Genomic DNA, 14442 nt, shown 5'->3' with positions numbered 1-14442 from the left:
TCCGCCGTGCGGCCGACTTGACTTGGGGTTTTTGGGCTTATAATTAGTCGGCGGGCAGGCTCTACCACCTGCCCTTTTTCGCCCGACGAAGCCCAAAAAAGGGGCCCCAAGTCAAGTCGGCCGCACCTGGGTCCGCTGTAGCGATACCCGTTTTCGAGGGACCCACCCTCACCAACCGGCCTCTGCCAAAGCGATCAGCAGCCTCGGAGCGATTTCATCCGTTGTGGACAGTGCTGCGATGTGGTCGTGGCCCTCGAACTCCAGAAGCGTGAAACCGGCCCCATCAAGCACAGGGGCGGTCGCGCGGATGCGGCGGGCGATGGCGCTGCCGCCCACGTAGTCGTGCATCCGGCAGTCGGGTTCGCCGTCCTGGGAGCCGTACCAGAGGATCTTCGGGCCCGGTAGTGCGGTCAGGGTCGCTGTGTCGTCGCGGTCGGACCACGTGCGGTAGAGCAGGACTCCCATGTGGTGTTCGTTCGCCTTGTCCGGCAGGCCTGCCTGGAGCAGTGCGGCGCGTGCGCCTTCCACGTAGCCGAGCCAGTAGTCGTACCCGGCGAGCAGGGGGAAGCCGCCGATCAGGAGACCGGTGGCGCGGGTGGTGGCGGTGACCATGAAGCCCGCCAGTGCGGCCATCCCCGAGTAGCCCGCGAGGACGAAGTCGTCCACGCCCGCGGCGTCGGCGACGGCGTGCAGGTCGGAGATCTCCTGGTCCATCGGGTAGTCGGTCCACGTGGTGGGGGTCCACGGGCCGCCCGCGTCGTCGTCGGGTTCGAGGACGCCGACCACCTGGCGGGGCTTGTAGCGGACGACGCGGTGGTTGTGGGCGAGCGCCTTGGCCAGTGCGGCCTGCTCGATGCGGAACCGGGCCGGGAAGACGATGGCGGGGCCGGTGCCCTCCGCCTCGTACCAGAGCCGGTAGCCGTCGTCCGTGACCGCGATAGCCAACGTGTCCCCCCGAGTGCGGATGAGCGAACACGTTAGCGCGCAAAGGAGTGGGCGGTAGAAGGCCCCTCGACCGCCTACCGCCCACAGCCCCTGCGTTCCCCCTCGGCGCTCCTCGCCACCCCCAGCGGCGAGGTCCGCCACCACTGCAAGAGCGCGGGGTGGGTGGTCGGATACGTGGTCAGGGCCGGTCGCGGTCCAGCCACGCCTGCCAGTCACCTATGTGGGTGATGTCGACGAGGTCCGGGGAGTCGAGGTGGCTGTCGCGGAGCACGGTGGCCAGGCAGGCGCTGCCGTCGGCGAGCTCGACGACGCCGATCTCCAGCTCGGGTGGTTCGGCGGGGAGGAGGTGGTCGCGCAGGACGGTGAGCGGGAGGTCGTAGACCTCGCCGAGGACGGAGCCGGTGCCGGACCCGTGCATGGCGGGGAAGCGGTCGCCGACGGAGAAGTAGCGGTACTTGGGCGCGCTGCGGGCCACGCACAGCAGCGGCGTCCCTTGGAGCTGGTGGTGCAGCGGGCCGCCGCGCATGCCGCCGCCGTTGAGGAAGATCAGAGCCACGGGGTACCTCCGGGTTCAGCGCAGGACGGCGGTGACGGCTTCGACGCCGAAGTACAGGACGAACAGGCCCGCGATCACGGTCATCAGCCCGCCCACCTCGCGCCACCGGCCCTTGCAGACCCTGATGAGCACGTAGGACACGAGCCCGGCGCCGATGCCGTTGGTGATGGAGTAGGTGAACGGGATGAGCGCGGCGGTGAGGAACACCGGGATCGTGTAGTCGGTGTCCTGCCACGGGATGCGGCGGACCTGCGCCATCATCAGGCCGCCGATCACGACCAGCGCGGGTGCGGCCGCCTGCGCCGGGACGACGGCCGCGAGCGGGGTGAACAGCAGCGTCGCCCCGAGCATCGCGCCGGTCACGACGCTGGCCAGGCCCGTCCGGGCGCCCTCGCCGACGCCCGCCGCGGACTCCAGGAACACGGTGTTCGGCGACGAGCCGGTGATGCCGCCCGCGATGGCGCCCGCGCCGTCGACCAGGAGGATGCGGCCCATGCCCTCGACCTTGCCGTCCTTGGTCAGGCCGGCCTCGTCGGAGACGCTGGTGATGGTGCCCATGGCGTCGAAGAACCCGGACAGCACGAGGGTGAACAGGAAGACCGTGGCGCTGATCGCGCCCGCCGAGGCGAACCCGCCGAACAGGTCGACCTGGCCGAACAGGCCGAAGTCCGGGGCGGCCACGACCCGGTCGGGCAGGGTCGGTTCGACCAGTCCCCAGCCCTGCACGTGGAAGGCGGCGTTGACCACGACGGCCAGCAGGGTGGCGGTGCCGATGCTGATCAGCACCGCGCCGGGGACGCCCCGGCTCACCAGGACGATCATCAGCAGCAGGCCCACGGCGAAGACGACGATCGGCCAGCCGACCAGGTGGCCGTCCACACCCATGCGGACCGGGACGGTCGAGTGGGCCGCGTCCGGGGTCCGGGTGACGAAACCGGCGCTGACCAGGCCGACGAAGGCGATGTAGAGGCCGATGCCGACGGTGATGGCGATCTTCAAGGGCTCCGGGATGGCGTTGATGATCCGTTCCCGCACCCCCGAGACCGCCATGACGACGATGCAGAAGCCCTCCAGCACCACGAGGCCGAACGCCTGCGCCCAGGTCATCGTCGGGGCCATCTGGAACGCGACCACGCCGTTGACGCCCAGGCCCGCCGCCAGGGCCAGCGGGGCGTTGCCGACCAGGCCCATGAGGATGGTCATCACGCCCGCCGCCAGCGCCGTGGCGGTCGTGACCTGCTCGATCGAGAGCTTCGCGCCGGTGATGTCGGCGGACGCCCCGAGGATCAGCGGGTTGAGCAATACGATGTACGACATCGCCACGAAGGTGGTGATCCCACCGCGCACCTCGCGGCCGAGGGTGCTCCCGCGTTCACTGACGCGGAAGAACCGGTCGAGGGGTGTTCGTGCGGGGATGTCATTCCTTAGCTGGGTCATGACGTCCTTCCCGTGCCGGTGGGCGCGTCCGGCGGGGCCCGTGCTTGCCGGCTTCGGCCCCGTCGGACGCGTTTCTGCTTCACAGCGCTCCGGGTCTCGGCGAGCCGAGAGTCAGATCCGAGCACCGGTCTCTAGTAGTCGACGCGGTCGGCGCGGGACAGCCACGCGCTGAAGGGCGCGTTGTCCACGTCGGTGCTCACGCGGTCGACGGGCAGGCTCCAGGCCTCCCTGGGCTTGCCGAACAGCTCGTAGAACTCGCGGTCGTCGAACCCGGCCGCCGCCGCGTCGTCGCGGTCCGCGGCGAACACGACCCGGTCCACCCGCGCCCACAGCGCGGCGGAGATGCACAGCGGGCAGGGTTCGCACGACGACACCAGCACGCAGCCGGTGAGCTTGAAGTCGCCGATCACCCGGCAGGCGGCGCGGATGGCCACGACCTCGGCGTGCGCGGTCGGGTCGAGCAGCGGGGTGACCTGGTTGGTGCCGGCGGCGATGACCTCGCCGTCGCGGACGATCACCGCGCCGAACGGGCCGCCGCCGTCGGCGACGTTCTTCGTCGCCAGGTCGACGGCCTCGCGCAGCCAGGCCTGGTCGGCGTTGACGGATGTGGTCATGGGGGTCTCCTCGGGCGTGCTCGTCCGCGCCGCGGCCGGGTGGGCCGCGACGTGGACGGGGGTGGGACTCAGGTTCCGGTGATGTGCTCGGGTCGGACCGGGACGCGGGTGAGCGCGAGGCCGGTCGCGGCCCGGATGGCGGCCACGATGGCCGGGGTGGACGAGATGGTGGGCGGCTCGCCGACACCGCGGACGCCGTAGGGCGCGTTGGGGTCGGCCAGTTCGAGCACGTCGATGCTCATCGGCGGCATGTCGAGCACGGTCGGGATCAGGTAGTCGGTGAACGACGGGTTGCGCACCTTGCCGCCCGAGGTCTGGATCTCCTCCATCACCGCGAGGCCGAGGCCCTGTGCGGAGCCGCCCTGGATCTGGCCGAGCACGGCCTGCGGGTTCAGCGCGTTGCCGACGTCCTGCGCGCAGTCCAGCTCGACCACCTTGACCAGCCCGAGCTCCACGTCCACGTCGACCACGGCGCGGTGCGCCGCGAACCCGTACTGCACGTGCGCGTTGCCCTGGCCCGTCTCCGGGTCCAGCGGCTCGGTCGCGCGGTGCCGCCACTCGACCGTCTCGTCGACCACGTCGTCGCCCAGCAGCTCCACCAGGTCCACTTCGGACAGATCACGGCCGCCCGCGAGCTTGGCCAGCTTGTCGCGCACGGCCGCGCAGGCGGCCTTGACCGCGCCGCCGGTGACGTAGGTCTGCCGGGACGCGGAGGTGGAGCCGCCGTTGCCGATGCTGGTGTCCATCGGCAGGATCGTCACGCGCTGCACACCGAGTTCGGTGCGCACGATCTGCTGCATGATCGTCACCAGGCCCTGACCGACCTCGCACGCCGCGGTGTGCGCCAGCGCGACCAGCTCGCCGTTGATGACCTGGACGCGCACCCGTGCGGTCGAGTAGTCGTCGTAGCCCTCGGAGAAGCAGACGTTCTTGATGCCCACGGCGTACCCGATCCCGCGCACGACACCTTCGCCGTGGGTGGTGTTGGAGACGCCGCCGGGCATCGAGCGCAGGTCGAGCGTGGTCGACACCGGCGGCAGCGGCTTGTCCTTCACCAGCTTCAGCAGCTGCGCCACCGGGGCCGCGGAGTCGACCACCTGGCCGGTCGGCATGACCGAGCCCTCGGTCATCGCGTTGGCGATCCGCACGTCGACCGGGTCCATCCCGAGCGCGTCGGCGAGCTTGTCCATCTGGGACTCGTAGGCGAAACCCGCCTGCACGGCACCGAATCCGCGCATGGCACCGCACGGCGGGTTGTTGGTGTAGACGCCGTAGCAGTCGATCGTGACGTTGTCGACCTCGTACGGGCCGACGCCGAGCGTGGCGGCGTTGGCGACGACCGCGCCGGTGCTGGAGGCGTACGCGCCGCCGTCGAGGAAGATCCTCGCCTTGACGTACACCAGCTTCCCGTCGTTGGTCGCGCCGTGCTCGTAGTGCAGCACGGCGGGGTGGCGGTGCACGTGGCCGTAGAACGACTCCTCGCGGTTGTAGACCATCTTCACCGGCTTGCGGGTGTGCAGCGCCAGCATGCAGGCGTGCACCTGCATCGACAGGTCCTCGCGGCCGCCGAACGCACCCCCGACGCCGGACAGCGTGAGCCGCACCTTGTCCAGCGGCATCCCCAGCGCGGAGGCGACCTGGCCCTGGTCGACGTGCAGCCACTGGGTGGCGATGTACAGGTCGACGCCGCCGTCCTCGGCGGGTACCGCGAGTCCGGACTCCGGGCCGAGGAAAGCCTGGTCCTGCATGCCGACCTCGTACCGGCCGGTGACCACGACGTCCGCGGTCGGGGCCTGGCCGCCGCGGCGGATCGGCACGTGCCGGACGAGGTTGCCGCCGGGGTGCAGCGGGGTGTCGTCGGCCGCGGTCTCCATGTCCACCACGGGTTCCAGGACCTCGTACTCGACCTTGATCCGCTTCATCGCGCGGGTGGCGGTCTCCGGGTGGTCGGCGCCGACGAGCGCGACCGCCTCGCCCTGGTAGCGCACGACGTCGACCGCGAGGACGGGCTGGTCCTTGTGCTCCAGGCCGTACAGGTTCGCGCCCGGCACGTCCTCGTGCGTCAGCACGGCGTACACGCCGGGCACCTCCAGCGCCTCGGTCAGGTCGATCGACACGATCCGCGCGTACGGGTGCGGGCTGCGCAGCGTCGAGCCCCAGATCATGTCCTCGTGCCACAGGTCGGACGCGTAGGCGAACTCGCCGCGCACCTTGAGGTTGCCGTCCGGGCGCTGGGGGCTCGTGCCGATGCCCCCGGTGACGCTGGAGGTGAGTTCGGCGGGGGTCAGGCTCATCGGGATCCTCCTGGAATGCTCGATCCCGCAAGCGGATCTTCGGTCATCAGCTTCGCGCTGGCGGTCCGGAGTTCACGGGCCAGGTCGTCGGCGGGCGCGGTGCGGAGCTCGTTGTCGGAGACCACGGTCCTGCCGCCCACGAGCAGCAGCTTCAACGGCGGCTGCGGGCCGAACACCAGTGCGGCCACCGGATCGGCCATCCCGGCGTGGTCCACGCCGTCGAGCCGCCACAGCGCCAGGTCGGCGAGCTTGCCCGGCTCGATCGAGCCGATCTCGTCCTGGCGGCCGAGGCAGCGGGCGCCGCCCATCGTGCCCAGCCAGAGCGCCTGCCGGAACGTCATCGCCTTCGGCCCGCCGCGCTGCCGGGCCTGCATCACGGACTGCCGCAGCTCGGCCACCAGGCCGCCGTCCTCGTTGGACGCCGCCCCGTCGACGCCGAGACCGACCGGCGCGCCCGCGTCGAGCAGGTCGCGGACGGGCGCGATACCGGTGCCCAGCCGTCCGTTGGACGTCGGGCAGTGCGCGGACCCGGTGCTCGTGGCACCCAGCCGCCGCACGGCGTCGCCGGACAGGTGCACGGTGTGCGCCAGCCACACGTCGTCGCCGAGCCAGCCGAGCCGTTCGGCGTACTCGGTGGGCGTGCAGCCGTTCTCGGCCAGGCACTGCTCCTCCTCGTCGACCGTCTCGGCGAGGTGGGTGTGCAGCCGGACCCCCTTGCGGCGGGCCAGTTCCGCCGCACCGGTCATCAGCTCGGGACTGACCGAGAACGGCGAGCACGGGCCGACCGCGACCCGGACGAGGGCGTCGCGCGCGGGGTCGTGGTGCTCGTCGATCGCCTTCTCGGTCGCGGTCAGCGCGGCCTCGGTCTCCTCGACCAGGTTGTCCGGCGGCAGCCCGCCGTGCGACCGGCCGCGGTCCATCGAGCCGCGGACGGCGTGCAGCCGGATGCCGATCCGCCTGCCCGCCGACACCAGCGCCTCGAACTGGTCGCCGCCCTCGCGCGGGAACACGTAGTGGTGGTCGGCCGCGGTCGTGCAGCCGGTCACCGCGAGCCGGGCCAGCCCCGCCGACGCGGCGGCGTGCGTGACGCCCGCGTCGAGCCCGCGCCACACCGGGTACAGCTCGGTCAGCCACTCGAACAGCGTGGCGTCCTGGGCGAACCCCCTGGTGGCCCACTGGTAGAGGTGGTGGTGGGTGTTGACCAGGCCGGGCGTGACCAGGCAGCCGGAGCCGTCCACGTAGGTGTGCGGACCGGTCCGCGCGGGAGCCGGGCCCGAGCCGACCGACACGATGGTGTCGCCGTCCACGACCACGTGGCCGTGCAGGTGCTCGGTACCCGCCGCGTCCACCGTGGACACCGCGACCCGGTCGATGACGGTGATCACCGGCGGGCCGCCGCGAGCCGCACGGCGTCCAGGATCTTCTCGTACCCGGTGCAGCGGCACAGGTTCCCGGCCAGCGCCTCCCGGATCTCCGGGTCGCTGGGCCGCGGCACGCGGTCGAGCAGGTCGTGCGCGGCGACCACGAGACCGGGCGTGCAGAACCCGCACTGCACCGCGCCGGCCTCGACGAACGCCTCCTGCACGGGGTCGAGCCGGTCGCCCTCGGCCAAGCCCTCGACCGTGCGCACCTCGCGGTCCTGCACCTGGCCCGCGGCCACCAGGCACGAGCAGACCGGCACGTCGTCCAGGTACACCGTGCACGAGCCGCACTCGCCCTGCTCGCAGGCGTTCTTCGACCCCGGCAGGCCCAGCCGCTCGCGCAGCAGGAACAGCAGGCTCTCGCCCTCCCACACGTCGTCGGCCCGGCGCTGCTCGCCGTTGACGGTCACGGTCACGCGCATTCGCGGGTCTCCTTGCCGAGGTGGTCCTGCCACGCCCAGCCCAGCGTGCGGCGGGCGAGGACGGCCAGTGCGTGCTTGCGGTACGCGGCGCTGCCGCGCACGTCGTCGATCGGGCTCGCCGCCTCGGCGACCAGCTCGCCGAACCGGCGCTTCACCGAGTCCAGCAGCGGCTTCGGCGCGTCCCAGTCCAGCTCGCCCGCCAGGAACTCCTCGGCGGCCGTGGCGTGCCGGGGCGTCGGGGCGGCCGACCCGACCGCCGCGCCGACCCGCTTCTCGGCGGGGTGCAGGGCGATGGCGAACGAGCACACCGCGATCACCATGGCGTTGCGGGTGCCGACCTTCGCGAACTGCTCGGGCCCCGGCGCCGCGTTCAGGTGCACGGCGGCGATCAGCTCGTCGGGCTCCAGCGCGTTGCGCTTCACGCCGAGGTAGAACTCGGCGGCCGGGATCATCCTGGTGCCGCGGGCGGAGGCGGCCTCGATCACCGCGTCGCCCGCCAGCAGCACCGGGTGCGTGTCACCGGCGGGGGAGGCGGCGCCGAGGTTCCCGCCGACCGTGCCGCGGTTGCGGATCTGCGGCGACCCGACCGTGCGCGACGCCATCGCCAGGCCCGGCAGCTGCCCGCCGAGCTGCTCGATGATCCGCGCGTACGGCACACCGGACCCGACGCGCAGCTTCCCGTCCACCGCCGACCACTCGCGCAGCTCGGCGATCCGGGTCAGGTCGAGCAGCGCGGGCGGCCTGCGGTGGTCGAAGTTCAGCTCCACCATCACGTCCGTGCCACCGGCGATCGGCACGGCGTCGGGCTGCTCGGCCTTGAGGGCCAGCGCCTCGGCGAAGGTGTTGGGGCGTAGGAAGTCCATCAGCTGCCTCGGTAGGTCGAGTACGCGAACGGGGACAACAGCAGCGGCACGTGGTGGTGCTCGGCCGGGTCGGCGACGCGGAACGTCAGCACGACCTCCGGGAAGAACGGCGAGACCGGTCCGGTGTCGAACACCAGCCGGTAGACGCCCGCCTCGGTGGCGTCCCAGCCGGTGATCCGGCCGTCGGCGCCGGTCCGCCCGGACGACAGGAGCGTCCCGTCCGCGCGTTCCAGCCGCACGGCGAGCCCGGTGGCGGGTCTGCCGCGCTGCGCGTCCAGCACGTGGGTGGAGATCGTCACTCGCCCTCCAATCGGTGTGTGGGCCAGTACACAGAGCGGGACCGGGGGACAGCTACGGCGGGGCGCATGAAACCCAGGCTCCTACAGTCGGTGCGGTTGTGCTTTCCTACAAACCCGATCGGACGAGGGAGGTGGTCGCGGTGCTCGTGCGGGCCCTGCTCGGGATGCCCGAGCTGCGACTGCGCCCGAGGTGCGGTGAGGACCTGCTCGACCGGCCCGTGACCAGGCTCTACGGCACCGAGCTCCCCGATCCGGCCCGGTACCTCTCCGGCGGGGAGCTGGTGCTCACCGGGCTGCTGTGGCACCGCGGACCCGCCGACTGCGAGGTGTTCGTCTCCTCGCTCGCCCGCGCGGGTGTCGCGGCGCTGGCGGCCAGCGAGGCCGAGGCGCGGGAGCTCCCGGCGGCGCTGCTGGAGGCCTGCGCCAGGCACGGCGTCCCGCTGCTGGAGGTGCCCGTCGACCTGTCGTTCGCGACCATCACCGAACGGGTGGTGCTGGAGCTGGCGGCCGAACGGGTCGGGGACGCGGGCACGATGCTCGGGCGGCACCGCAGGCTGCTGACCGTGGTCGCGGAGGGCCTGCCCGCGCTGGTGGAGGCGGGCGCCCGCGAGCTGGGCGCGGCGTGCTCGGTGCTGTCCACGACCGGCAGGCTGGTCGCGGGCGCCGAGGTCGACCAGCCCGCGGCGCTGGTGCGCGACTTCCTGCGCGCCGACCGGCTGCCCAAGCTCGTCCGCGGCACGACGCTGCTGCCGGTGGCCGAACGCGGCGGGGGACGGCTGACCGGCTGGATCCTGGCCGCGACCGGCGACCGGCGCGACGACGAGGTCGCCGCCGAGCTGGCCAGCCTGGTCGCGCTGGAGCGGTCGCGGATCGCGCAGGGCCGGGTGATCGAGAACCGCGCGACCGGACCGCTGCTGCGGCTCGTGCTGGACGGCTCGGCCGGACCGGGGGAGCTGCGCTCGCGCGTCTCGGCCGCGGGGTTCGAGCCGGACGCGCCGCTGCGCGTGCTCGCGGTCTCGACGTCCGACCACCGGGTCGACCTCGCCACGGCCGTGCTGGAGGAGCTGGTCGCGGAGATCGCCCCGCGGGCGCTCGTCGGCGCGGTCGGCACCGAGGTGTACGCGCTGGCGCCCGCCGACGTCGACCGGCCCGCCGACGTGGCGCGCAAGGCGTTGCGCGCCTTGGAACCCGGCCTCGGCTCGACCCGGCTCCTGGTCGGGATCAGCTCACCGACCGGCGTCGCCGGGCTGCGCGGCGCGGTCGAGGAGGCGTCGCACGCGCGGCGGCTGGGAGAGGCGCGGCCCGGCCGCACGTGCGTGGTGGCGGGCGAGGAGATCGCGCTGCACCAGCTGCTGCTCGCCGGGGTGCCGGAGGAGCTGCGCTCGTCGGTGCGGCGCAGGCTGCTGGGCGCGGTGCTGGACTACGACGCCGAGCACGGCACCGACCTCGTCGGCACGCTGCGGACGTTCCTGGACGGCTCGGGGTCGTGGACGACCGCCGCCGCGGAGCTGCACGTCCACGTGAACACGCTGCGCTACCGGATCGGCCGGGTGGAGGAGCTGCTCGGGGTCGACCTCGGCGACTTCGCCACCCGTGTGGACCTGTACTTGGCACTCCAAGCGGGGCCCGGAAAGCCGTAGAATCGGGGGATGGCCGAGGTCCCGGTCCAGAACCTGGTGGCGTACGCGGCGTTGACGGCGACGCCCGCGGTGCTCTGCTGGACGGCGATCGTGGTGCCGAAGGTGGTCCGGCGGCTCAAGCGCCGCCGCCGCGTGCCGGTCGTGCCCGCGGGGCCGTCCATCGAGCAGGTCTCCGCCGACCTCCGGCGCGTGCACCGGATCCTGGCGGGCTACGAGTCGGGCATCCCGGCGGTCCGCAGGGCGGGCACCCGGCAGGCCTACGACGCGCTGCTGGTGCAGGCGTGCCGGGCCGTGGAGGTCGACCACCGGCTGGGCTACCTGCCCGAGGGCATGGACCGCGAGCTGGAACGGCTGCGCGTCGAGGAGTCGTTGAGGACCGCGGGACTCGTGATCCCGTGAACCGCCGTGGAGGAGGGTGCGCTCCTCCACGGCGGTTCCGATGACGGGGGACGTCACCGGGCCTGTTGCCACGGCACCCTCGTCGGGCGCTCGCCGGTGAGGAGGAACTCCTCGATGGCCGAGACGAGGGACGGGACCGGGATCTCGCAGTGCGTGGGGAACTCGATCCCCGCGTACACCGTGCGCCGCGCCGGGCCCTCGCCCAGCGTGACCCACGTGCCGGTGTTGCTGTCGGTGAAGAGGATCGCGCCGCGGTCGCCCCGCACCCCGACCGTCACCTCGTGGTCCGGGTAGCCGGAGTCCAGCGTGGGGCGGTCGGTGTGGATGAGCAGGGCGTTGTCGCTACGGGGATCGGTGAGCTTGTCGAGGAGCCGTCTGACGTCCTCGCCCTGGCGCAGTTCGTCGACCTGGCCGAGCCAACTCCGGTCTCCCTCGACGGCGACGGAGTAGTGCGCCTCGATCACGGCTCACTCCTTGCAGGTCTTGTTGCCGTTGATGCAGTCGACCAGCCTGTTCATGATCTGGTCGGACATCACGTTGGCGAAGTCGTCGTGGTCGGTGAGCGGGTCGTGCTCCTCGGCCGGGAACGAGTCGACCTTGTACTGGGCGTTGCGCTGCACATCGGCCGGGATGTCGTAGGTCAGCGTGATGCGCAGTTGCGGGATGGCCTTGAAGCCGTTGCCGCACTGGCCGTTGGCGTCGGCGAACGCCACGTGGTCGCGGTGGTTGGCGCTGTCGGTGTTCTTGCCGTCCCAGCAGCCGGGGAAGTCGTGGATCCGCTTGACGGCCGCGCCGTTCGGGCAGATCGGGTACTTGTCGAGCAGCACCTTGTCCTCGAAGCCCGCGCAGGTCCAGGACGCCTTGGTGTTCTTGTCGCCGTTGATCGAGCGCTTCGCGTCGCCGTAGAGGATCTTCAGGAACTTCGGCATCGCGACCACGTCGCCGACGGGGCTGCCGCGGAACGTGATGTCGGCGGCCTTCGGCTCCTGGATCACGCCGTCGTTGCCGGGGAGGTCCTCCGCCGCGTCCTTGCCGAGGTTGGCCTCGTTCTGGGCGGCGTCGGCGTCGGCGTTCGCGTCCTGACCGGCGTTCGCGTCCGCCGCGTTCGAGCCGGCTGCCGCGGAGTCCTTGGCCGCCTGGTCCTTGCCGCCCTGGCCCTGCCTGCCGCCCTGCTGGCCGTTGCGCTGCTGCTGGTTGTCGTTGTCGTTCTGGCCGTTGTCGCGCTGGAAGCCCTGCGGCTTGTCCTGCTGGCCGTTCTGGCCGTCGCGCTGGTTGCCGCCCTGCTGGTTGCCGCCCTGGCGGTCACCCTGCTGGTCGCCCTGGCCGCCGCGCTGACCGCGTTGGCCGTTCTGGCCGTTCTGGTTGGTCGCGCTGGGCTGGGCGCTGGCAGCCGCATCCCCGTCGGCTGCCGCGTCGCCGCCCGCCGCGGCTTCCTCCTCGCCCTTGTCGATCCGGATTACCGGCCAGAAGTAGGCCGACTTGTCGCCGTTCGCGCAGGTGGTCCCGCCCGCCTGGAGGCTCTGGTTGCTGGAGTTCGCGTCGGTCGTCAGGTTGCCCACGTAGTCGTGCAGGTGCTCCGCGCCGTTGTTCACCCCAGGGGCCGCGATGAAGTTGTCGCCGTTGAAGTGCTTGTTCTCGTTCAACCCGCAGTCGACCGTGAACGTGCCGGTGGTCGCGTCCTGCTGCGCCTTCGGCGTCTTGACGTTCGGCTTGACCGTGGTGATGTCGACGAACAGCGATTTGTCCGCGCCATCGGCACGAGCCTCCCCCTGGTCCCCGGTCGTGGTGAACGCGACGGCCAGACCAACCGTGAGTGCCAATCCGGTCATTCCAGCGGTCAGCTTCGCGCGGCGGGAGAAGGAATGCCGTCCCTGGGAACGCGTCATGTGATGTGTCACCTCGTCGTTTGGTACGCGCAGTGCGCTTCGATCCCCGGCCGCCTGACGGCGGTGGACACTGGGGCATACGTACCAATCCGCTCCCGATGCTCCTCCGCGACCTCGTCGTTATCGGCTCGTTATGTTCACCGAGTGCGGCACGCCGGTCACGCAGGGCGCATGACGTGCGGTTTCACGATTCCCTGGCAGTTGGTGATTCGGTCACCACCGACCGCTAACCGGAGACCCTGCGGACCGTTCGGTCCCCAGACCGCGCGGTCTGGCGGAACTCCTTGGGCGGCAACGGTTTTCGGCCCGTTCGAGGTGCTGTCACCGCTGTTCGGCGCGATAGTCGCGAGCGGTCCGACGACTTGTGGATCATCGGGAAGCGCCGTTCCGGTCGGAACCGCCCGCGACTTGTCCGGCAATCGGTCAATCGGGCCGGGCGCGGATCCGATCCGGAGAGGTCGCCGATTCCGTCGACGCCGGTGTCCGAACGGGCTTGGACGGTGGACGAAATGGCTGTGCGTCGGTTTCCCGATCCCCCTGTCCACTTCTTGCGACATTCGACTCCATTTCGGCAGACCATGAGACCGATTCACGTCTCTTATGGCGGATCGGAACCGCTAACCGACCTGTCGGTTCGCTGAAGCGGTCCTCGCGGCGGTGGTTGCGGTGTTCTCGCTGCGAAAGACTCCGGAGGTCGTGGGGACGAACCGTGCGAACGACAGGAGTTGGACATGTCTCATGGGTTTGGCGTGCTGGTCGCCGTCGGCGTGCTGGGGATCTCGCTGGTGGGAGCGGGTCCCGCAGGTGCGGACCGGGGGCGGGTGTTCCCGACCGAGCTCGCGCTCCCCAACGGGTTCCTGCCGGAGGGGATCGCGATCGGGGACGAGCCGACGGCGTACTTCGGGTCGCGGGGCGACGGGTCGCTCTACCGGGTCGACCTGAGGACCGGGAAGGGGGAGGTTTTCAGCAAAGGGCCTGGTACGCCGTCGGTCGGGTTGAAGGTCGACGACCGCGGGAGGCTGTTCGTGGCCGGTGGCGGGGCCGGGAACGGGAGGGTCGTGGACGCGCGCGGCGGCGCGGTGCTGAAGAGCTACCAGTTCTCGCCGGACGCCGACACCTTCGTCAACGACGTGGTGGTCACCGACCGGGCCGCGTGGTTCACGGACTCGCGCAAGTCGGTGCTGTACAAGGTTTCCCTCGGTCGGCACGGCGAGCTGCCCGACGCCGCCGAGACGGTGCCGCTGACCGGTGACCTCGTGCTGACCCCCGGTGTCAACAACGCCAACGGGATCGCGGAGACGCCCGATGGTCGGGCGTTGCTCGTCGTGCAGAGCAACACCGGGAAGCTGTTCCGGGTCGACCCGGCGAACGGGGTCACGAAGGAGGTCGACCTGGGAGGGCAGGTTTTGGCCAATGGTGATGGACTGCTCGTGTTGGGGAGGTCGCTCTACGTGGTGCAGAACCGGCTGAACACGGTCGCGGAGTTCTCCTTGAACCGCACCGGAACCCGCGGTGAGCTGGTGACCTCGGTGACCGATCCCCGGTTCGACGTCCCGACCACGGTGGCCTCGTTCGGCAAGTCGCTGTACCTGCCGAACGCGCGGTTCTCGACGCCGCCGACGCCGGATACGACCTACAACGCGGTCGCGATCCCCAAACCGTGAGG

Annotated in this window: 14 protein-coding genes; 3 read left to right on the top strand and 11 right to left on the bottom strand. The window is 71.5% G+C overall.

The features are described from left to right. Positions 1-168: 168 nt before the first annotated feature. The 9 genes from CLV43_RS20750 to uraH all read right to left on the bottom strand — a co-directional run bounded on the left by CLV43_RS20750 (position 169) and on the right by uraH (position 8851). Positions 169-945 (bottom strand): alpha/beta fold hydrolase, encoded by a 777-nt coding sequence (locus CLV43_RS20750; protein ID WP_106188917.1) that lies wholly within the window; start codon positions 943-945, stop codon positions 169-171. 178 nt (positions 946-1123) lie between these two features. Continuing rightward, positions 1124-1501: an allophanate hydrolase-related protein gene (locus tag CLV43_RS20745; protein WP_106188916.1), complete on the bottom strand. Its 378-nt coding sequence runs from the start codon at positions 1499-1501 to the stop codon at positions 1124-1126. 15 nt (positions 1502-1516) lie between these two features. Further along, on the bottom strand, positions 1517-2938 hold the full coding sequence (locus tag CLV43_RS20740; protein ID WP_106188915.1) for an NCS2 family permease: 1422 nt from the start codon (positions 2936-2938) through the stop codon (positions 1517-1519). A 131-nt stretch (positions 2939-3069) separates the two neighbouring features. Next, positions 3070-3552, bottom strand: a complete 483-nt coding sequence (locus CLV43_RS20735; RefSeq protein ID WP_106188914.1) for a nucleoside deaminase — start codon at positions 3550-3552, stop codon at positions 3070-3072. Positions 3553-3620: 68 nt separating this feature from the next. Next, positions 3621-5846, bottom strand: a complete 2226-nt coding sequence (locus tag CLV43_RS20730; RefSeq protein ID WP_106188913.1) for a xanthine dehydrogenase family protein molybdopterin-binding subunit — start codon at positions 5844-5846, stop codon at positions 3621-3623. After that, complete coding sequence (locus tag CLV43_RS20725) at positions 5843-7231, bottom strand: 8-oxoguanine deaminase (protein WP_106188912.1); 1389 nt, start codon at positions 7229-7231, stop codon at positions 5843-5845. Before CLV43_RS20725 ends, CLV43_RS20730 begins: the two co-directional genes overlap by 4 nt. After that, on the bottom strand, positions 7228-7689 hold the full coding sequence (locus tag CLV43_RS20720; protein ID WP_106188911.1) for a (2Fe-2S)-binding protein: 462 nt from the start codon (positions 7687-7689) through the stop codon (positions 7228-7230). The genes CLV43_RS20725 and CLV43_RS20720 overlap by 4 nt, the downstream gene beginning before the upstream one ends. Continuing rightward, positions 7680-8552, bottom strand: coding sequence for an FAD binding domain-containing protein (locus tag CLV43_RS20715; RefSeq protein ID WP_106188910.1), 873 nt, complete (start codon positions 8550-8552; stop codon positions 7680-7682). Before CLV43_RS20715 ends, CLV43_RS20720 begins: the two co-directional genes overlap by 10 nt. Beyond that, positions 8552-8851 carry a hydroxyisourate hydrolase gene (gene uraH / locus CLV43_RS20710; RefSeq protein ID WP_106188909.1) on the bottom strand — a complete coding sequence of 100 codons (300 nt, stop codon included), beginning with the start codon at positions 8849-8851 and terminating at the stop codon, positions 8552-8554. Before uraH ends, CLV43_RS20715 begins: the two co-directional genes overlap by 1 nt. 140 nt (positions 8852-8991) lie before the next feature. Between uraH and CLV43_RS20705 the strand changes: the two genes are divergently transcribed. Together CLV43_RS20705 and CLV43_RS20700 are read left to right on the top strand one after the other, a co-directional pair. Next, the gene (locus CLV43_RS20705) at positions 8992-10491 is read left to right on the top strand and encodes a PucR family transcriptional regulator (RefSeq protein ID WP_245886738.1); all 1500 of its coding nucleotides are present in this window, start codon (positions 8992-8994) and stop codon (positions 10489-10491) included. A 9-nt stretch (positions 10492-10500) separates the two neighbouring features. Next, positions 10501-10890, top strand: coding sequence for a hypothetical protein (locus CLV43_RS20700; protein ID WP_106188908.1), 390 nt, complete (start codon positions 10501-10503; stop codon positions 10888-10890). A 53-nt stretch (positions 10891-10943) separates the two neighbouring features. Here the strand turns inward: CLV43_RS20700 and CLV43_RS20695 are convergent, their stop codons facing one another. Beyond that, the gene (locus CLV43_RS20695) at positions 10944-11354 is read right to left on the bottom strand and encodes an Imm1 family immunity protein (RefSeq protein ID WP_106188907.1); all 411 of its coding nucleotides are present in this window, start codon (positions 11352-11354) and stop codon (positions 10944-10946) included. A gap of 3 nt (positions 11355-11357) precedes the next feature. Continuing rightward, positions 11358-12719 (bottom strand): DUF1996 domain-containing protein, encoded by a 1362-nt coding sequence (locus tag CLV43_RS20690; protein WP_245886735.1) that lies wholly within the window; start codon positions 12717-12719, stop codon positions 11358-11360. A 788-nt stretch (positions 12720-13507) separates the two neighbouring features. Between CLV43_RS20690 and CLV43_RS20685 the strand changes: the two genes are divergently transcribed. Continuing rightward, positions 13508-14440 carry an SMP-30/gluconolactonase/LRE family protein gene (locus CLV43_RS20685; RefSeq protein WP_106188905.1) on the top strand — a complete coding sequence of 311 codons (933 nt, stop codon included), beginning with the start codon at positions 13508-13510 and terminating at the stop codon, positions 14438-14440. Positions 14441-14442 lie beyond the last annotated feature (2 nt).

It is taken from the genome of Umezawaea tangerina (assembly GCF_003002815.1).
GTDB classification, from domain to species: domain Bacteria; phylum Actinomycetota; class Actinomycetes; order Mycobacteriales; family Pseudonocardiaceae; genus Umezawaea; species Umezawaea tangerina.
Note: the sequence above shows the minus strand (reverse complement) of the source record. Positions and strands in the feature narration are given on the sequence as shown.

Bases quoted from the DNA above. Each gene is read 5' to 3' on its own strand.
- CLV43_RS20740 (WP_106188915.1), bottom strand. From the start codon at position 2,938: ATGACCCAGCTAAGGAATGACATCCCCGCACGAACACCCCTCGACCGG.
- CLV43_RS20735 (WP_106188914.1), bottom strand. From the start codon at position 3,552: ATGACCACATCCGTCAACGCCGACCAGGCCTGGCTGCGCGAGGCCGTC.
- CLV43_RS20730 (WP_106188913.1), bottom strand. From the start codon at position 5,846: ATGAGCCTGACCCCCGCCGAACTCACCTCCAGCGTCACCGGGGGCATC.
- CLV43_RS20720 (WP_106188911.1), bottom strand. From the start codon at position 7,689: ATGCGCGTGACCGTGACCGTCAACGGCGAGCAGCGCCGGGCCGACGAC.
- CLV43_RS20715 (WP_106188910.1), bottom strand. From the start codon at position 8,552: ATGGACTTCCTACGCCCCAACACCTTCGCCGAGGCGCTGGCCCTCAAG.
- CLV43_RS20700 (WP_106188908.1), top strand. From the start codon at position 10,501: ATGGCCGAGGTCCCGGTCCAGAACCTGGTGGCGTACGCGGCGTTGACG.
- CLV43_RS20690 (WP_245886735.1), bottom strand. From the start codon at position 12,719: ATGACCGGATTGGCACTCACGGTTGGTCTGGCCGTCGCGTTCACCACG.
- CLV43_RS20685 (WP_106188905.1), top strand. From the start codon at position 13,508: ATGTCTCATGGGTTTGGCGTGCTGGTCGCCGTCGGCGTGCTGGGGATC.